Origin of the sequence: Microbacterium sp. NPDC059771 (genome assembly GCF_042732495.1) — a bacterium.
Classification (GTDB): Bacteria; Actinomycetota; Actinomycetes; order Actinomycetales; family Microbacteriaceae; genus Microbacterium; species Microbacterium sufflavum.
Map to the genome: position 1 here is coordinate 2,415,007 of NZ_JBHWHK010000001.1, position 17,682 is coordinate 2,432,688.

Annotated in this window: 21 protein-coding genes; 7 read left to right on the forward strand and 14 right to left on the reverse strand. The window is 69.8% G+C overall.

What is annotated here, in order from left to right; all coding sequences use genetic code 11:
- Positions 1–31 precede the first annotated feature (31 nt).
- The 3 genes from dnaG to dusB are packed head-to-tail and all read right to left on the reverse strand — an operon-like array spanning position 32 to position 4,420.
- A complete protein-coding gene (gene dnaG, locus ACFV3I_RS11535) occupies positions 32–1,891 on the reverse strand; it encodes a DNA primase (RefSeq protein WP_136036922.1) in 1,860 nt (619 codons plus the stop codon).
- The gene (locus ACFV3I_RS11540) at positions 1,891–3,276 is read right to left on the reverse strand and encodes a deoxyguanosinetriphosphate triphosphohydrolase (protein ID WP_136030133.1); all 1,386 of its coding nucleotides are present in this window, start codon (positions 3,274–3,276) and stop codon (positions 1,891–1,893) included. The genes dnaG and ACFV3I_RS11540 overlap by 1 nt, the downstream gene beginning before the upstream one ends.
- The gene (dusB, locus tag ACFV3I_RS11545) at positions 3,266–4,420 is read right to left on the reverse strand and encodes a tRNA dihydrouridine synthase DusB (protein WP_378822851.1); all 1,155 of its coding nucleotides are present in this window, start codon (positions 4,418–4,420) and stop codon (positions 3,266–3,268) included. The genes ACFV3I_RS11540 and dusB overlap by 11 nt, the downstream gene beginning before the upstream one ends.
- A 59-nt stretch (positions 4,421–4,479) precedes the next feature.
- On the opposite strand from dusB, the gene ACFV3I_RS11550 reads away from it, so the two are divergent.
- Complete coding sequence (locus ACFV3I_RS11550; protein ID WP_136036920.1) at positions 4,480–4,974, forward strand: glutathione peroxidase; 495 nt, start codon at positions 4,480–4,482, stop codon at positions 4,972–4,974.
- Positions 4,975–5,128: 154 nt separating this feature from the next.
- On the forward strand, positions 5,129–6,331 hold the full coding sequence (locus ACFV3I_RS11555) for a metallophosphoesterase family protein (protein ID WP_378822854.1): 1,203 nt from the start codon (positions 5,129–5,131) through the stop codon (positions 6,329–6,331).
- Between the two features lie 69 nt (positions 6,332–6,400).
- Here the strand turns inward: ACFV3I_RS11555 and ACFV3I_RS11560 are convergent, their stop codons facing one another.
- The gene (locus ACFV3I_RS11560) at positions 6,401–7,075 is read right to left on the reverse strand and encodes a DsbA family protein (RefSeq protein WP_136036919.1); all 675 of its coding nucleotides are present in this window, start codon (positions 7,073–7,075) and stop codon (positions 6,401–6,403) included.
- 56 nt (positions 7,076–7,131) lie between these two features.
- Here ACFV3I_RS11560 and ACFV3I_RS11565 point away from each other — a divergent pair, with 56 nt between their 5' ends.
- Positions 7,132–7,743, forward strand: a complete 612-nt coding sequence (locus tag ACFV3I_RS11565; protein WP_378822856.1) for an AAA family ATPase — start codon at positions 7,132–7,134, stop codon at positions 7,741–7,743.
- On the opposite strand, the gene ACFV3I_RS11570 is transcribed toward ACFV3I_RS11565, so the two are convergent.
- Both ACFV3I_RS11570 and recO read right to left on the reverse strand, forming a co-directional pair.
- Complete coding sequence (locus ACFV3I_RS11570) at positions 7,683–8,486, reverse strand: isoprenyl transferase (RefSeq protein ID WP_378822858.1); 804 nt, start codon at positions 8,484–8,486, stop codon at positions 7,683–7,685. The genes ACFV3I_RS11565 and ACFV3I_RS11570 overlap by 61 nt on opposite strands.
- Positions 8,483–9,226 carry a DNA repair protein RecO gene (gene recO / locus ACFV3I_RS11575; RefSeq protein WP_378822859.1) on the reverse strand — a complete coding sequence of 248 codons (744 nt, stop codon included), beginning with the start codon at positions 9,224–9,226 and terminating at the stop codon, positions 8,483–8,485. Before recO ends, ACFV3I_RS11570 begins: the two co-directional genes overlap by 4 nt.
- A 34-nt stretch (positions 9,227–9,260) precedes the next feature.
- Here recO and ACFV3I_RS11580 point away from each other — a divergent pair, with 34 nt between their 5' ends.
- On the forward strand, positions 9,261–9,953 hold the full coding sequence (locus ACFV3I_RS11580) for a trimeric intracellular cation channel family protein (RefSeq protein ID WP_136030119.1): 693 nt from the start codon (positions 9,261–9,263) through the stop codon (positions 9,951–9,953).
- Here the strand turns inward: ACFV3I_RS11580 and ACFV3I_RS11585 are convergent, their stop codons facing one another.
- Positions 9,954–10,685, reverse strand: coding sequence for a TetR/AcrR family transcriptional regulator (locus ACFV3I_RS11585; protein WP_378803755.1), 732 nt, complete (start codon positions 10,683–10,685; stop codon positions 9,954–9,956).
- A 66-nt stretch (positions 10,686–10,751) separates the two neighbouring features.
- Between ACFV3I_RS11585 and ACFV3I_RS11590 the strand changes: the two genes are divergently transcribed.
- Positions 10,752–11,129 carry a VOC family protein gene (locus ACFV3I_RS11590; RefSeq protein ID WP_378822861.1) on the forward strand — a complete coding sequence of 126 codons (378 nt, stop codon included), beginning with the start codon at positions 10,752–10,754 and terminating at the stop codon, positions 11,127–11,129.
- A gap of 64 nt (positions 11,130–11,193) precedes the next feature.
- On the opposite strand, the gene leuA is transcribed toward ACFV3I_RS11590, so the two are convergent.
- Positions 11,194–12,948 (reverse strand): 2-isopropylmalate synthase, encoded by a 1,755-nt coding sequence (gene leuA / locus ACFV3I_RS11595; protein WP_136036915.1) that lies wholly within the window; start codon positions 12,946–12,948, stop codon positions 11,194–11,196.
- A 192-nt stretch (positions 12,949–13,140) separates the two neighbouring features.
- On the opposite strand from leuA, the gene ACFV3I_RS11600 reads away from it, so the two are divergent.
- Complete coding sequence (locus tag ACFV3I_RS11600; protein WP_240744527.1) at positions 13,141–13,788, forward strand: hypothetical protein; 648 nt, start codon at positions 13,141–13,143, stop codon at positions 13,786–13,788.
- A gap of 10 nt (positions 13,789–13,798) precedes the next feature.
- Here the strand turns inward: ACFV3I_RS11600 and ACFV3I_RS11605 are convergent, their stop codons facing one another.
- The 5 genes from ACFV3I_RS11605 to ACFV3I_RS11625 form a co-directional block, all read right to left on the reverse strand.
- Complete coding sequence (locus ACFV3I_RS11605; RefSeq protein ID WP_378822863.1) at positions 13,799–14,743, reverse strand: zinc-binding alcohol dehydrogenase family protein; 945 nt, start codon at positions 14,741–14,743, stop codon at positions 13,799–13,801.
- A gap of 80 nt (positions 14,744–14,823) precedes the next feature.
- Positions 14,824–15,306 carry a hypothetical protein gene (locus ACFV3I_RS11610; RefSeq protein WP_378822864.1) on the reverse strand — a complete coding sequence of 161 codons (483 nt, stop codon included), beginning with the start codon at positions 15,304–15,306 and terminating at the stop codon, positions 14,824–14,826.
- An 18-nt stretch (positions 15,307–15,324) separates the two neighbouring features.
- Positions 15,325–15,537, reverse strand: coding sequence for a hypothetical protein (locus tag ACFV3I_RS11615; RefSeq protein WP_378822865.1), 213 nt, complete (start codon positions 15,535–15,537; stop codon positions 15,325–15,327).
- Complete coding sequence (locus ACFV3I_RS11620; protein WP_378822867.1) at positions 15,534–15,938, reverse strand: hypothetical protein; 405 nt, start codon at positions 15,936–15,938, stop codon at positions 15,534–15,536. Before ACFV3I_RS11620 ends, ACFV3I_RS11615 begins: the two co-directional genes overlap by 4 nt.
- 2 nt (positions 15,939–15,940) lie before the next feature.
- The gene (locus ACFV3I_RS11625) at positions 15,941–16,402 is read right to left on the reverse strand and encodes a hypothetical protein (protein WP_378822869.1); all 462 of its coding nucleotides are present in this window, start codon (positions 16,400–16,402) and stop codon (positions 15,941–15,943) included.
- Positions 16,403–16,522: 120 nt separating this feature from the next.
- On the opposite strand from ACFV3I_RS11625, the gene ACFV3I_RS11630 reads away from it, so the two are divergent.
- On the forward strand, positions 16,523–16,900 hold the full coding sequence (locus tag ACFV3I_RS11630) for a hypothetical protein (RefSeq protein ID WP_378822871.1): 378 nt from the start codon (positions 16,523–16,525) through the stop codon (positions 16,898–16,900).
- A 176-nt stretch (positions 16,901–17,076) separates the two neighbouring features.
- Here ACFV3I_RS11630 and ACFV3I_RS11635 read toward each other — a convergent pair whose 3' ends face one another.
- Positions 17,077–17,433, reverse strand: coding sequence for a hypothetical protein (locus tag ACFV3I_RS11635; RefSeq protein ID WP_136030572.1), 357 nt, complete (start codon positions 17,431–17,433; stop codon positions 17,077–17,079).
- Between the last annotated feature and the right edge of the window lie 249 nt (positions 17,434–17,682).

A 17,682-nucleotide genomic window follows, 5' to 3' on the forward strand; every position in this document is an offset into this window, starting at 1 on the left:
CATCCTGCCCGCTGCACCGCGCCCCGCCCCGTTACGACTCGGCCGAGAAGCGCTGACGCTCCACATCGATGTCACGGAGACGGACCCGCAGAGCCCGCCCGCCGTCGGAGTCCGCCGGGACGCGCTGCACCGCACCCAGGAGCTCCTGCTTCTCCCGCTCGAGCTGCCGCACCACCAGCCGCCGCGCGAGATCCGTCGCGGAGGCGACCGCCCCCGCCTCGTCGCGCGCCGGGAACGGCGTCATCAGCAGCTCGCCGCCGAGCGACCGGTACGGCTCCCGCACCGCATTGACCGCATCGGTCACCCACCCCGGCCTGCTGCGGTCGGGGGCCGCCGCGATCGCCTCGCGCACCGCGTCGAGCCCCGGCGTGCGGAACGGCTGCGACAGGGCACGGTCGAGCAGCACCGCGTCGATCTGGTGCCCGTACTGCAGCGCACCCATGAGGGCGTCGCGCTCCACGGCCACATCGGCGGTGCGGGGCAGGCTCGCCAGCGTGACCGCGGCCACCGCGGGAGCACCCGAGGTGGCGTCGGGGGTCGAGGTCTCGCGCCTCGGCGCACCGGTCGCCGCGCCCCGAGCCGCCCGCTCGACCTCGCCGTGCACCTCGGTCGGGTCCATGCCCAGACGGCGTGCCAGTACACGCTCGTACCCCGGGCGCAGCAGGCGATCCCGGATCTCCGCCACGATCGGCGCCGCGGCCCGGAGCGCGCCCACGCGGCCCTCCACGGTCGAGAGGTCGAAGCCGGCGAGCTTGCGGTCGATCGCGAACTCGAACATCGGCTGCTTGGCGTCCATGAGCCCGCGCACGGCCGCATCGCCGCGCTGCAGGCGGAGGTCGCACGGGTCGAGCCCGTCCGGAGCCACGGCCACGAAGGTCTGCGCGTTGAAGCGGTCGTCCTCCGTGAACGCCCGCAGCGCGGCCTTCTGACCCGCCTCGTCGCCGTCGAACGTGAACACGACCTCGCCGGAGGCGTTGTCGTCGCCCATGACACGGCGCAGGACCTTGATGTGCTCGGTGCCGAATGCGGTTCCACACGTCGCGATCGCGGTCGTGAGACCGGCGAGGTGGCACGCCATCACGTCGGTGTAGCCCTCGACGACAACGACGCGCCGGGGGTCGCCGCGGGCGATGTCGCGCTTGGCGAGGTCGAGCCCGTACAGCACCTGCGCCTTCTTGTAGATCGGGGTCTCGGGGGTGTTCAGGTACTTGGGGCCCTGGTCGTCGTCGAAGAGCTTGCGCGCGCCGAACCCGATCGTCTGTCCCGACACGTCGCGGATCGGCCACACCAGTCGCCCGCGGAACCGGTCGTACACACCGCGCTGCCCGGTCGACACGAGTCCCGCGGCGCTGAGCTCGTCGCGCGTGAAGCCCTGCGCCGACAGCGCTTTGAGCATCCCGTCCCACCCGCGCGGCGCGAAGCCCACCCCGAAGTGCGCGGCCGCTCCGGCGTCGAAGCCCCGCTCGCCGAGGAACCGACGCGCGGCTTCGGCGTCGGGGGTCAGCAGCTGGGCGCGGAAGAACTCCGCCGCCGCGGTGTTCGCCGCGTACAGGCGGCTGCGGCCGCTGGTCTCCGGGGCCGCTCCCCCGTCTTCGTAGTGCAGCGTGTAGCCGATGCGGCCCGCGAGCCGCTCGACCGCCTCCGTGAAGCTCACGTGGTCCATCGCCCGGAGGAACGAGTACACGTCGCCCGACTCCCCGCAGCCGAAGCAGTGGTAGTAGCCGACCTGCTGGCGGACGTGGAAGCTCGGGCTCTTCTCGTCGTGGAACGGGCACAGCCCCTTGAGGGATCCGACCCCCGCCGACTTCAGCGCCACGCGCTCGCCCACGATGTCGGCGATGTTCGTGCGGGCCTTCACCTCGTCGACGTCGGCCTGCCGGATCCGCGGCATCAGTGCGCCCCTTCGGCGACGGGACGCCGCGTGACGGGGGTGCGCGTGCCGGGTCGCGCGTGACGCGGGGTCCAGATGCCGACCTCCGCCGGGTCGATCTCCCCGACGAGCCGGTTGTGCCAGTCCACCGCGCTCTGGTCGGTCAGGCTCGCGATCTGATCCACCACGACCCTCGCCCGCTCCGCGTCGCTCTCGGCGGCGACGAAGTCGGCGGCGAACGCGGGCTCCAGCACGTCGGCACCGGCCGACCACAGCGCATCGGTCGACCACAGCGCGTCGGCGAGGCGCTTGAGCACCCGCCGCTGCTCCTTGTACACGCCCTTTCGTGCGTCGATCGTCACGATGGCCTGACCCATGATGCCCTTGAGCACGGCGATCTCGACCTCGATCACGCGCGGCACGATGACGTGCGCGTTGTAGCGGACCAGCGGTGCCGTGCCGTAGGCCTCGCGCGTCGCGGACACGGCCGCACGGGCGAAGCGCCCGATCAGGTCGCTGGTGAGGTTCTTCAGCCGTGCGAGCGACTGCCGCGAGCGGTCGAACGACGCGAGCCACATCGGCTGCGATGCCAGACGGTAGAGGGCGTCGGCGAGCTCGTCGCGCGTGAAGTCATAGCCCACCCACTGCTGGATGCGGCTGAGCAGTGCCTCATGGGCCGCGGGGTCGGCGAGCTGCGCCACGTCGACGTAGCCGTTGACGATCGCATCCTCGAAGTCGTGCACCGAGTAGGCGATGTCGTCGGAGAGATCCATGATCTCGGCTTCGATGCACCGCAGGCGGCCGGGCGCCCCCTCGCGCATCCAGCGGAACACCGCCTCGTCCTCCGGGTACACACCGAACTTGAGCCGGCCGCCCGGGTCGGGCACGGGGCTGTCCACCGTCCAGGGGTACTTACAGGTCGCGTCGAGGCTGGCCCTGGTCAGGTTCAAGCCGACCGAGTGCTCGTCCGCGTCGAGCACCTTGGCCTCGAGGCGCGTGAGGATGCGCAGCGACTGCGCATTGCCCTCGAAGCCGCCGATCGGCTCCGCCCACTCGTTCAGCGCCCGCTCGCCGTTGTGACCGAACGGCGGGTGGCCGAGGTCGTGGCTCAGGCAGGCGGTGTCGACCACGTCGGCGGAGACGCCGAGCGCCGCGGCGAGCTCGCGACCCACCTGCGCCACCTCGAGCGAATGCGTCAGGCGGTTGCGCGCGAAGTCGGCCGTGCTCGCCGGGCTGAGCACCTGCGTCTTGGCGGCGAGACGGCGCAGCGCGGCCGAGTGGAGCACGCGGGCCCTGTCGCGCGCGAAGTCGTCGCGCTCGGAGCGGTGCGTCTCGGCGAAGAAGCGCTCGGCGTCGCGCGGGTGGTAGCCGTCGGCGCGACCGCCGACCGAGGGGTCATCCGCCACTGTTCTCGATCTCCGCTCCACGCATCATCTCCGAGGCGCTGGAGGCCAGCTCGCGCGACTCCAGCCACTTCTCCGGCAGCGCCGTCTTCTTCGGGTGACCGGCGCGCCCGCGCTGCCCCTCGGCGTCGGCTCCAGGGTACGGTGCCGACCGGTCGAGGCGACCCAGCAGCTCGTCGATCTCGGCGAGGCTCGACGCCGTCGCCAGGCCCGTGCGGATGTCGCCGCCGACGGGGTAGCCCTTGAAGTACCACGACACGTGCTTGCGCACGTCGCGGCACCCGCGGTCCTCGTCCTCGAAGAACTCCACCAGCAGTTCGGCGTGACGGCGGAACGCATCCGACACGAAGCCGAGAGTGGCATCGACCGTCTTGCCCTCGCCGCCGAACGCGTTGGCCAGCTCGCCGAACAGCCACGGCCGCCCGAGGCAGCCGCGACCGACCACCACACCGTCGCAGTCGGTCTCGGCCATCATGCGCACGGCATCGTCGGCCGACCAGATGTCACCGTTGCCGAGCACCGGGATGCTCGTGACGGCCTGCTTGAGCTCGCCGATCGCGTTCCAGTCCGCGTGGCCGGAGTAGAACTCGCTCGCGGTGCGGGCGTGCAGCGCCACCGCGGCCGCCCCGGCGTCCTCCGCCGCGCGCCCGGCGTCGAGGAACGTGAGGTGATCGCGGTCGATGCCCTTGCGCATCTTGACCGTGAGCGGGATGCCGCCGGCGGCCTTCACGGCCTGATCCACGATGTCGGCGAACAGCTTCGACTTCCAGGGCAGAGCCGCCCCGCCGCCCTTGCGCGTGACCTTGGGCACCGGGCAGCCGAAGTTCAGGTCGATGTGGTCGGCGTGGTCCTCCGCCACGATGATGCGCACGGCTTCCGCGATCGTCTTCGGATCGACGCCGTAGAGCTGGATGGACCGCGGCGTCTCGGACTCGTGATGACGGATCAGCCGCATCGTGGTCTCGTTGCGCTCGACCAGCGCGCGCGACGTGATCATCTCGCTCACGTACAGCCCCGCGCCGTACTCCCGGCACAGTCGCCGGAAGGCCGTGTTGGTGATGCCCGCCATGGGTGCGAGCACGACCGGCACGTCGAGGTCGATCGGGCCGATGCGGAGGGGGCGGGCGGGGGCGGTGGCGACAGTCATGGCACGTCCATTCTCCCAGACCCGGAGCCCCTGCGGATGCGGCGACCTAAGCTGTGCATATGACCGATTCCGCGCTCCGTTCGATCCCGTTCACCGACGCTCAGGGTCAGGAGAAGACCCTCGACGATCTCGGTGCCGACGTGGTGATGGTGGTGAACGTGGCGTCCAAGTGCGGGCTCACCCCGCAGTACGAACAGCTGGAGGAGCTGCAGCGCCGTTTCGGCGACCGCGGCTTCACGGTCGTCGGCTTCCCGTGCAACCAGTTCTTCGGTCAGGAGCCGGGCTCGGTCGACGAGATCCTCGAGTTCTGCTCCACCACGTACGGCGTGACCTTCCCGGTCAACGACAAGGTCAAGGTCAACGGCCGGAACGCGTCCGAGCTGTACAAGGCGCTCAAGGAGACCCCTGACGCGGGCGGCAAGGCCGGACGGGTGGAGTGGAACTTCGAGAAGTTCCTGGTGCTGCCCGACGGAGAGGTGCTGCGCTTCCGCCCGAAGCAGAAGCCGGACTCCCCCGAGATCGTCGAGGCGATCGAGGCCGCACTCCCCCGCTGACCCGGGGCCGCGCTCGTTCATCCCCGCGTCACCCGGAACGGGCTGCTCGCGGCCCTCGAACGGCCGCGGTGCTCACGCGCTCGTCAGACCCTCGCCATCCGGCGCCCCTAGTCTCCCCTGCGGCCACACCCGCCGCAGATGAAGGAGACACCGCATGCCCGACCGACTGCCGATCAGCCGGCGAACCGTCCTCACCGCCGGAGCGCTCGGCGCCCTCGGCTCCGCCCTGCCCCTCGGCACCACCGCCGCCGCCGCCGCCGCCGACACGACCGTGGCCGCCTCGACAGCGAAGGCCGCGCGTGGACTGCGGTTCCGCGCCGACGGGACCTTCACGGTCGTGCAGTTCAACGACACGCAGGACGACGAGCAGACCGACCGCCGCACCGTCGAGCTGATCGAGAAGGTGCTCGACCAGGAGCAGCCGGACCTCGTGGTGATCAACGGCGACGTGATCACGGGCGGATGCGAGACCCGTCTCGCCGTGAAGCAGGCGATCAACAACGTCGTGTGGCCGATGGAGTCCCGCGGCATCCCGTGGGCGGTGACCTACGGCAACCACGACGAGGACTCGCTCCCGCAGTCGGGCGTGGACGAGGCGGGGATGCTGAAGATCTACCGCTCGTACGAGTACAACGTGAACGCGGAGAACACGCGCGGCGTGACCGGCACCAGCAACACGCTGCTGACCATCGGCTCGTCGGCGAAGAAGAGCCGGGAGGCGTTCGCGCTCTGGCTGCTGGACTCCGGCCGCTACGCCCCGGACGCCCTCGCCGGACAGGACTTCGCCGGCTACCCGACCTGGGACTGGGTGCGCATGGACCAGGTCGCCTGGTATCGCGAGCAGTCGCAGCGGCTCGAGCAGCGCGCCGGCCGCAAGGTCCCCGCCCTCATGTTCCTCCACATCGCGCTCTGGGAGCACCGGTTCATGTGGTGGGGCGGCGTGGACACCCGCACGGAGGCCGACGCCGCCCGCGGCCGCGCGCGCCACGGCATCGTCGGAGAGCGCAACGAGGACGAGTGCCCCGGGCCCTTCAACTCGGGCATGTTCAACGCGATCGTCGAGCGCGGCGACGTGAAGGGCGTGTTCGTCGGCCACGACCACGTCAACGACTACATGGGCGACTACTACGGCGTGCTGCTCGGCTACGCGCCGGGAACCGGCTTCGGTGCGTACGGCCTCGACGGAGCGGAGCGCAACCGCCTCCGCGGCGGGCGTGTGTTCGAGCTGACCGAGAGCGGCGATCAGGTGAGCATCGCCTCGCGGGTCGTCTATGCGAAGGACCTCGGCATCGATCTCACCGCCGACGACCAGCCCATGGAACCCCTGCCGCTGGCACCTCGCCAGCAGCGCGTCTGACGCGAACGAGAGAACGGCGGGGGCCCGCGATCGGGTCCCCGCCGTTCTGATGCTCTCGGCCGGCGGCGGTCAGGCCTCGACGGCCTCGCCGCGCTGCGCCCACAGGTCGCGGAGCACGTTCTCGAACGCTGCCGGCGGCTGCGCACCGCTGATGCCGTACTGGCCGTCGACCACGAAGAACGGCACGCCCTGGATGCCGTACGCCCGGGCCTGCGCCTGATCCTGACGCACGTCGGGCAGATACTGCTCGCTCTCGAGCGCGGCGCGGGCCTTGTCGGCGTCGAGGCCGACCTCGGCCGCCAGCGCCACCAGGTCGTCGATGCGACCCACGTGCTTGCCCTCGGTGAAGTACGCGGACATCAGCCGCTCCTCCATCTCGTGCTGCAGCCCCTCGGCCTTCGCGAAGTGCAGCAGCTCGTGCGCCTTCACGGTGTTGGTGTGCTGCAGTAGGTCGAAGCGGTACTCGAGCCCCGCGTCCGCGGCCACACCGGTGACGTGCGACAGCATCTGCTCGACCTGCTCGCGCGGCATGCCCTTGTGCCCGGCGAGGAAGTCGACCTCGTCGCCGTGGAAGTCGACGGGCGTGTCGGGCGAGAGCTCGAACGAGTGGAACGTGACGGTGACCCGGGGGGCGTCCTCGTCGGCGGAGACCGCCTCCAGACCCTTCTCGAGATTGCGCTTGCCGATGTAGCACCACGGGCAGGCGATGTCGGACCAGATGTCGATGGAGATGGGTTCAGTCACACCTTCATCCAACCGCATGCACTCCCGGGGTATTCCGTGCTCGGTAGGATGCTCGGATGCTCTCCGCCGACGACCCGCTCCCTCATCGGCCGGAGCGCGTGCTCGTGGCGGGCGTCACGGGCTCGGGCAAGACCACCCTCGCGCGTCGCCTCGGCGAGCTGTGGGGGCTCCGCCACGTCGAGATCGACGCGCTGTTCCACGGGCCGGGCTGGACTCCGCGCCCGGAGTTCCTCGACGACGTGCGCGCCTACGCCGCGGAGGAGCGCTGGGTGACCGAGTGGCAGTACACGAGCAAGGGCACGGACGAGTTCCTGACGCCGCGCGCCCAGCTCGCACTGTGGCTCGACTACCCGTACCCGGTGGTGCGGGGACGGCTGCTGCGGCGGACGCTGGCCCGCGGCATTCTGCGGAAGGAACTCTGGAACGGAAACCGCGAGAAGGGGCCGTGGAACCTGCTCAACCGCGACCCCGAGCAGAACATCCTCGCGTGGCAGACGAAGACGCTGCACACCTGGAGCGAGCGGATGCCGGGCTACGTCGAGCGCTTCCCGCACCTCATCGTCGTGCGGCTGACGCACCCGCGCGAGACGGAGCGCTGGCTGCGTGCTCAGGCCGAGGCGTCGGGGGTGTCGATCGCGCCGCCGAAGCGCCGGTCGCGCGACAGGTAGACGCCGATCGCGCGCCACAGCTCCTCGCGCGAGAAGTCGGGCCACAGCGTGTCGAGGAACACCATCTCGGCGTAGGCCGACTCCCACAGCAGGAAGTTCGACGTGCGCTGCTCGCCCGAGCTGCGCAGGAACAGGTCGACATCGGGCATGTCGGGCACGTAGAGGTGACGCCGGACGGTCTTCTCGGTGATCGCGTTCGGCTTGAGGCGCCCGGCCGCGACATCGGCGGCCATCGCCCGCATCGCGTCGACCAGCTCCACGCGGCCGCCGTAGTTCACGCACATCGTGAGCGTGAGCACGTCGTTGCCGCGGGTGAGCTGCTCGGCGTACTGCAGCTCCTTGATGACGCTGCCCCACAGGCGCGGCTTGCGCCCGGCCCACCGCACCCGCACGCCCCACTCGTTGAGCTGGTCGCGGCGGCGGTGCAGCACGTCGCGGTTGTAGCCCATCAGGAAGCGCACCTCCTCGGGCGACCGGGCCCAGTTCTCGGTGGAGAAGGCGTAGACCGAGAGGTGTTTCACCCCGGCCTGGATCGCGCCGGCGACCACGTCGAGCAGCACCTCCTCCCCCGCCTTGTGCCCCTCGATGCGGCTGAGGCCACGGCGGTTCGCCCAGCGGCCGTTGCCGTCCATCACGATCGCGACGTGTTCGGGCACCGCGGAGAACGGCGGCGGATACACCCCGGTCCAGTCGAGCGGCCGGTAGGCGACGGCGTCCTTGTGCGTGTAGGGCTTCGGGCTCACCGTGCTCCTTCTCCCGGGGTGGTGGTGACGTGCGCGAGAGAGCGGATGCCGCGCTCCAGGTGCCACTGGGCATAGGCCGCCACCAGGCCGGAGGCGGCAGCGGTGTCGGCGTGCGGGGCGGCGTCGATGAGCTCCCAGTCGCCGCGGATGAGCGCGCGCAGCAGTGCCAGGGTCTTCTCGGCGATGCGCGGACTGCCCGCGGGGGCGTCGGCGTGGCACACGAGCCCGCCCAGCTGTGCGACGAACACGGTGTGCGGACCCGGGGCACCACAGCGGGCGCAGTGGTCGAGCGACGGCGCCCACCCCGACAGCGACATCACGCGCAGGAGGTAGGAGTCGAGGATGCTGCGCGGCACGTGCTCTCCGCGCGAGAGCGCACGCAGTCCGCCGACCAGCAGCAGGTACTGCTCCGGTGTGGCCTCCGCGTCGCTCAGCCGGTCGGCAGTCTCGACCATCGCGTTGGCCGCGGTGAAGCGGTCGTAGTGCGCCGCGATGTCGGTGCCGTACGCGCCGAGCGACTCCGCCTGCTGCACGATGTCGAGCGAGCGCCCCTCGTACAGCTGCACGTCGGCGACCATGAACGGTTCGAGCCGCGAGCCGAACTTCGACGACGTGCGCCGCACGCCCTTCGCGACCGCCCGCACCTTGCCGTGCCGGCGCGACAGCATCGTGACGATGCGATCCGCCTCGCCCAGCTTGTGGGTGCGCAGGATCACCGCTTCGTCTCGGTAGGTGGGCACCTTCCGATTATCCTCCGTGCGGGACAATGGACGGGTGACCGAACCGCTCTTCACCATTCCGCTGTGGGCGGACCTCCTCGGCGTCGGGCTCGGCGGGGTGCAGGGTGCCATGTTCGCCGCCGGATTCCAGGGGCAGCGGCGGCTCGACTGGCTCGGCGTCGCGATCATCGGGATCATGATCGGCATGGGCGGCGGTCTCATCCGCGACATCCTGCTCGGGCAGACGCCCGCGACCCTGCAGAACCAGTGGTACCTGGTGACCGCTGCCGGTGCCGCGCTCCTCGGCATGCTGCTCGCGGGACTGTTCACCCGCCTCAACACCGCGATCGTGGTGCTCGACGCCGTGGTGATCGGCATGTTCGGTGCCTTCGGCACGAGCAAGGCCCTCGCGTTCGGCATCCCCGAGGTGCCCGCCGTGTTCATCGGCGTCTGCGCCGCGGTCGGCGGGAGCGTGCTGCGCGACATGCTGATGGGCCTGCCGACGGCGATCATGCACGTCGGCTCGCTGTACGCGGTCGCGGCTGCGGCCGGATGCACGTTCATCGTGATCGCGAACGCGGTCGGCATGCCGATCACGCTGGCCGCGATCGTCGGCATCGTCGTGACGGCGGTCATCCGGATCCTGGCGGTCACGTTCGACGTGTCCCTGCCGGAGCAGCGCCGCCTCTACCGCCGCAAGGTCGCCGCGGAGACCGGGGCCATCGCGATCGTCAAGCCGAAGGACTGATCAGGGCGCCGCGTCTCGGGTCTCGATCAGACCGGCGAGCCCGTCGATGACGCGCGCGAGCCCGAATTCCCAGGCCGCGTCCGCATCGGATGGGCCGCCCATGGCCTCGCCAGCGGCCCGGCCCACGGCCTGCGCCAGGGGGTAGTCGTCGCCGAGGTAGCCCGCGAGCCGCGGAGCGGCGTCCGCCCAGATCGGCGCGAAGTCCTCCGCTTCCGCGGCGTCACGCAGGCGCGCGGCGGCGGACCGCGTGAACTCCCGCACGAACGTGAGGGCCGCGTCGCGCTCCACGTCGTCGAGGCCGAGCCCGTCGAAGGCGCGGAGCTCGCGATCGTACGTCGCGATGGTCCCGGGGCCGAGAGCGGCGCGCGGGTCGTGCACGTCGAGCAGCCAGGGGTGCGCGCGGTAGAGGGCGAGGTTGTGCGCGGCGACGAGGCGGACGCGGGCTCGCCACCCGTCGGCGTCGCCCGACGGTGCGCGCTGTCCGTGGACCGCGTCGGCCATCAGCACGAGCAGATCCGCCCGGCTGTTGACGTGCGTGTAGATCGACATCGGGGTGAGGCCCAATGCCTGGGCCAGAGCGCGGATGGTGACCGCGGCGAGGCCGTCGGCATCGGCCAGGTCGATCGCGCGCGTCACGACGTCGTCGGTGGAGTGGCGGGCTCGCGGTCCACGGCGCGACGAGGTCTCAGCGGCACTGTCACGCCACAGCAGATCGACCAGATTCTTCGCCATCGGGAATAGCCTAGCCGTCGGCGCACTTACCCCTGTACGTTGTACGTTGTTTAGAACAGGAGACCCATGAACATCACCCAGACCGCCCTCTCGCTCAACGTGCCCGACATCCCCGCCTCCGCAGCCTTCGCCACCACCCACTTCGGATTCACGGAGGCCATGTCCGCCGAGGGCTTCGTGTCGCTCGAGCACCCCGGTTCCCCGCCGAACCTGATCTTCCTGCAGACCGGGCTCCCCACGTTCCGCCCGGAGGAGATCGCCGGATCGGCAGGCCAGGGCACGCTGCTGGTGTTCGTCGTGGACGACCTCGACGCCGCCTTCGCCCGCATCGCCGCCGCCGGCGCCCGCGTCGTCACACCGCCGGAGACCGAGCCGTGGGGCGAGCGCTACTGCCAGTTCGCCGACCCCAACGGCCTCATCTGGCAGCTGGTGCAGTGGGTCTGACCACCCGCCGGAGCACGCGGAAGCGGCCGGGCCCTCGGGACCCGCCCGCTTCCGTGGTGCGACCTCAGACCGCCGCGAGCTCCTGCTGGCGCGTGCGGATCGACCGGTTCACACCCGACACGATCGCCTTGAGCGACGCGGTCGAGATGTCGCCGTCGATGCCGACACCCCACAGACGCTGGTCCCCCACCTGCAGCTCGACGTAGGCCGCAGCCTGCGCGTCGCCGCCCGCACTGAGAGCGTGCTCGACGTAGTCGTACACCGTAATGTCGAAGCCCTGTCCGCGCAGCACCTCGACGAACGCGGCCACCGGACCGTTGCCGTTGCCGGAGACCGCGACCTCCTGGTCGTCGTCGCGCAGCACCACGTCGAGCACCACGTCACCCGACATGTCGCTGCGGGTCTGCGTGGCCAGCAGCTCGAAGCGGCCCCACTTCGCCTCGGTGTCGGTCGCCGGCAGGTACTCGTCGGTGAAGATCGACCAGATCTGCTCGCTCGTCACCTCGCCGCCCTCGGCATCGGTCTTGGCCTGCACGACGCCGGAGAACTCGATCTGGAGCTTGCGGGGCAGATCGATCGCGTGGTCGGACTTCAGCAGGTAGGCGACGCCACCCTTGCCCGACTGGGAGTTCACGCGGATGACGGCCTCGTACGAGCGGCCCAGGTCCTTCGGGTCGACCGGCAGGTAGGGCACGGCCCATTCGATCTCGTCGACCGTGACGCCCTGCGCCTCGGCCTTCGCCGCCATCGCCTCGAAGCCCTTCTTGATCGCGTCCTGGTGCGAGCCGCTGAACGCCGTGAACACGAGGTCGCCGGCCCACGGGCTGCGCTCCGGCACGGGCAGCTGGTTGCAGTACTCGACCGTGCGCTTGACCTGGTCGATGTCGCTGAAGTCGATCTGCGGGTCGATGCCCTGCGTGAACATGTTGATGCCCAGTGCCACCAGGTCGACGTTGCCCGTGCGCTCGCCGTTGCCGAACAGGCAGCCCTCGATGCGGTCGGCGCCGGCCATGTAGCCCAGCTCGGCGGCGGCGATCGCGGTGCCCCGGTCGTTGTGCGGGTGCAGCGACAGAATCACGTTCTCGCGGTGGGCCAGGTGGCGGCTCATCCACTCGATCGAGTCGGCGTAGATGTTCGGCGTGGCCATCTCGACCGTGGCAGGCAGGTTGATGATCACCTTGCGGTCGGGCGTCGGCTCGAAGATCTCGATGACCTGGTTGCACACGTCGACCGCGAACTCGAGCTCGGTCCCCGTGTAGCTCTCCGGCGAGTACTCGTAGTAGACCTGCGTGTCGGGGATCGTCTTCTCGAACTTCCGGCACAGGCGGGCGCCCTCGAGGGCGATGTCGATGATGCCCTGCTTGTCGGTGCGGAAGACCACCTCGCGCTGCAGAACGCTCGTGGAGTTGTAGAGGTGGACGATGGCCTGCTTCGCGCCGGCGATGGCCTCGTAGGTGCGGGCGATCAGGTGCTCGCGCGCCTGGGTCAGCACCTGGATCGTGACGTCGTCGGGGATCAGGTTCTCTTCGATGAGCTGGCGCACGAAGTCGAAGTCGGTCTGGCTGGCCGAGGGGAAGCCGACCTCGATCTCCTTGTACCCCATGCTCACGAGCAGCTCGAACATGACGCGCTTGCGCTCGGGGGACATCGGATCGATGAGGGCCTGGTTGCCGTCGCGGAGGTCGACCGCGCACCAGCGCGGGGCTTCGGTGATGCGGGCGTCGGGCCACGTGCGGTCGGGCAGGTGGACGGTGATCTGCTCGTGGAAGGGCCGGTACTTGTGGATCGGCATCGCGGACGGGCGCTGAGTGTTCTGCATGATGGGCTACTTCTCTTCGTCGGAATGGACGGGCCAACACAAGCGCCGCGACGAGGAAGGCCCTAGTGTCAGGACTCGTCGCGGCAGCTAAGAAGAAGCAGACCGCCGAAAGGCATGGCGCCATGCTAGCAGGGTCGGTGCGGCCGTTTCGACCGCGCTGAGACGATGAGCCGACGCGGGACACTGATGGACATGAGCCCTTCCTCGCGTCGCCTGCTCCTCGTCGCCGCCACCGTGACCGCAGCGGTCACCCTGAGCGGGTGCGCGGTCGGACCCCGTGCGACCCTCCCGCCGACCAGCACCACCGTGCCCTCCGACCAGCGGCTGGAAGACGCGCACCCCACGCCCCCGGAAGGCCGCGTGCTCGGAACGGGCACCGTGATCGACGGAACGGACGGCCCCACGCTCTGCCTCGGCGCGGTCATGGATTCGTCCCCTCCGCAGTGCGCCGGCGTGCCGCTCGACGACTGGACGTGGGACGGCGTCGACGGCAGTGTGAGCGCGCGTGACACGCGGTGGGGGTCGTACGCGGTGTACGGCACCTTCGACGGTGAGCGTCTGACCGTCTCGGATCCGCCGATCCTCCTCGCCCTGTTCGACCCGGTGGCGCCGGAGGATCCGACGGGCGGGAAGACGGGCATCACCCCGGAGGGCGAGCTGACCAGGGTGCAGGAGGACATCGCGGCGCGGCTCGGACCCGGGGCGGTCTTCGTCGTCACCGACCGTGGGTACGTGTGGCTGCAGGTTTCATGGGACGACGGCACGCTCCAGCGCGCGGCCGACGCCGAGTACGGAGACGGCGTGGTGATCGTCGAGTCGCTGCTGCGCGAGGTCGACTAGTCCTCGGGGATCAGCGGTCCTCGGGGATCAGCGCGAGCTTGCCGCCGGGGTGACCGGTGGAGAGCAGCCGGTGCGCGGCCGGTGCCTCGGCGAGCGGGAACGTGCGGGCGACCGGGACCACGAGGTCGCGGTTCTGCGCGAGCGCGAGGAGTTCGCTGCGCACCTCATCGCGGAAGCGGGCGCTGTCGGGCATCGACCCTGCGATCGCCAGAAGCCCGTCGGCGGAGGCCCGCGCGAAGTTCGCGATCGTGACGATGCGGCGGTGATCGGCCACCAGGGCGCGGGACACGTCGATCGCCTCGTCGGTGCCCACGGCGTCGAGCGCCGCAGCGATCGGTCCGTCCGCCAGCTCGGTCACCCGGTCGGCGAGACCCGGGCCGTACGCGACCGGGATCCCCCCGAAGCGTCGTACCTCATCGAAGCGGTCCGGCGCGGCGGTGCCGATCACTCGCACCTCGCGCAGCGCGGCCTGCTGCAGCACGCTGACCCCCACCGCTCCCGACGCCCCGTGCAGCAGGACCGTCTCGCCCGGTGCCGCCCCGGTGACCGCGAGCATCTCGGCCGCGGTCGTGCCGACCAGCAGGAGGTTCGCGGCCTCGGGGTGCGTGAGCGTCGTCGGCTTCGCGAAGACCTTCGCGGCGGGCACGGTCACCTCGGTCGCGTAGCCGCCCTGCACGCGGAAGGCCACGACCTCGTCGCCGACCGCGGCCTCACCGGAACCGATACGGGTCGCGGGGCCGATGGCCGTGAGCTCGCCCGACACCTCGTACCCGATCGGCACCGGGAACTCGACCCCCGGACGAGCTGCCGCGACATGCTTCGCATCGGCCGGATTCACCCCGGCCGCGCGGACGCGGATCGTGACCTCGCCCTCGCGCGGCGCCGCGGGCTCGTACTCCTCGAACTCCCACGACTGCGGAGACCCCGCCGCCGTCGCCACCCAGTGCTTCGCCATGGCCCCGCCCTTCGTCGTTGCCTCCATCATGCTCCCGCCGGGACGGTCAGGCGCTGAGACGACGCGTTCCGATTCACGGCCTACTCGTGAGAGCTCGGCATGCCGCACGGATCGGTCGACACGGTCCCGTTCGCCCAGATCCACCCGTTCTCCGGCCAAGAATCGAGATCGGACGCACCCTCGCTCTCGAAGTCTGCACCGAAGCTCCCTTCGACCAGCTCCCCCTCGGCGTCCCGCGCCTCGTAGTCCACCGTCACGCCGATCTCCGAAAGCTCCGCCCCGGCGTACTCGTGACGCTCCACGACCCACTCCTCGGGGAGCCCGTCAGGTGTTACTTCCGCCCCAGGAGCAACAGGGAGGCGCCCCCTCGCATCGATCACCACCTCCGCGTCGTCGGCAGACACCGTCCCGTAGTACACACGCACGCGGACGACCTCGGCGCTGGGCGCACACCAGCTCAAGATCGGAGTTCCGCCACGCACCGCAAGCGAGAGTGGTTGGTCCTCTGGCACCCCGGGAAGAAACGCGCAGTCCGAGAGGACAAGCGAACTCGCGAGCACCACGGCCCCTACCGCCAGGGGTCAACAGAGGAATCGCTTCAGCATGAGTGGTTCTCCCTTCGCCCCGGCCGCGCGGACGCGGATCGTGACCTCGCCCTCGCGCGGCGCCGCGGGCTCGTACTCCTCGAACTCCCACGACTCCGGAGGCCCCGCCGCCGTCGCCATCCAGTGCTTCGCCATGACTCCGCCCTTCGTCGACGCCTCCGTAATGTCGTGCCCTCGCTCCGCCGTCACGGCGACTCCTTCGCGACGTCTCGGGCCAGGACGATGACGAGGAAGTCCACCGCGAAGAGGCCGGCGAGGAGAAGCAGCGTCAGACCCGGATAGGGCGGGAGCGGCCGCCAGAACAACAGAAGTGAATACAGAAGGGCCTGGATCACGGTGAAGATCGCAGAAACAGTCACGGCCGTTCTCGCCCCACTTCGCGTGCGAGCGATGAAGACCATCGGAATGCAGGTTGCAGAAGACAGCACGATGATCACCGCCAGTCCGAATCCGATGCGGTTCAGGATGTCCTCCGGAGAGGACAGCAACGGCCCGCCGCCGAACCACCCCAGCCACGTCACGAAGATCGACGCCATCTGGACCGCGGTCGTCCCTGCAATGGCGAGCAGAAACGGCATGGCACGTCTCATGCTCATTCCTCCTCTCCCCGCAGAACCGACTGATGGTCGGCGCGGGCGGACATCAAGCCTGACCTCCTGAACACGATCTTGCGGTCAGCGACCAAGAGCACGAAGAACCCGAGCGAGGCGATCACTCCCGCAGCTATCGGGAAACCGTTGGCCTGCGCCAGCGAGAACCAACTGCCCAGAGCCATCAGGAACCCCGAGATCACGGCGGCGAGAACTCTTCCCCACCATCGCGCACTCGTCCTGCGCGCAATGACTGTCGGTAGAGCTGCGATGAGAAGCACCACGAAGAACGCGATGCTCGATCTGAGCGCATCCGCCATTGCCTCAGCCCCTCCTCGCTCACGAAGCAATGGCGCGAGAAAGACGAGCCGGTAGAGGAACCCCAGGAAGAGCGCTAGACCCGCGCAGACGAGCACCACCGCGACCGGGTACCGAAGACGCCGGACGCCACACTCGTCCTTCACTTTGCAACGTCCTCCCCCGATCACCGGCTCGAACCTCCCACGGTTCCCCGCTCCAGACTCAGAATCCGCGCATTCCGACATCAACGGTCTCCCTCTTTTCTCTGCACACCATGCACAAGCGTGACCGCCACGATGCTGAGCGCACTTCCGGCTATCGATGCCTCAGCGACGAAGGCAAGGACGACCGGGAAGGACCAGACGAACACGAAGCTGAGGAGGGAAAAGGCCGTTGGTCCCACGGCGACCGATACCGGCCACAGGGGGGAGCGAGCACGTCGCGGAATCATCGCGAGCAGGCTCAACGCTGTCGGAAAGATGAGTCCGAAAATCGCGCTCACGATGATCGAGTTCAGAACGTGTCCCGCGTTCCCATCAGCATGGATGGAACCCCCGGTGAAGGGGAACGAGTACAGGCCGTACATCAACCCCAAGACCGCTCCCACGATCGTGTTCGACGTCCCGACCGCAACGGCGCATGCGCGCCATCGCACCGAGTAGCTGGTGCCCAACGTGGTCGTCACGCCCTTCCTCCTCGCCTCCCCCATGCTCCCGAAGTCTTCATTCGCGAGCACTCGCCTTGCCGCACGGATCCTCCGAAACGGTCCCGTCCGAGGTAGGGCTCGACGCCATGCCCCAGACGCCCTGAGACTTCGGTGGCGTCGCGAAGACGGACATCACCCTGACCTCTTGAACACCGTTTCGGGGTCGGGATTCGAGTCGCGGTCAACGCCCGGCGCGAAGTACCACAGCTCGACCGAGCCCTGTGCGTCCTCGAAAGCGAACAGGGCAGGCATCGCGTTGCAGGGCGGATTCAGGCTGAACGCGATAGCGCTGGCGCCGTATCCCGCGGACCATTGGCCGGTCAGGGAAGGGAACGATGGACCGGTGTCTGGCGCGGCGTCACACCACATCGATGCCGGCCAGTCCTCCGCGCTCACCCCTCCGCCCTCATGCAGCTCGAACTCCGCCGTTCCGGACGTCGCCGTCCACACGCCGATCAGGTCGTCCTCGGACACCTCCACATCGGGCACGGCCCCACCTGAGCATCCGGCACACGCGACGACGGCGAGCCCCAGTACCGCAGCCGCGTGAAGCGGCCTCACCGCACGAGCTGAGCGCCACGAACGAGGCAGACGAAGGTTGAGCGGGGAGGCCACAGCGGCACGCTAGGGGCAGTCAAGCCGGTGGGTCTACATCCCCGGAGTGGAAATACTCGGCTGTAAGGTATTGCCGCCTCGTGCAATGCAGGAGTCCGACCGGCCTGTCTTCGCGTCGAGACA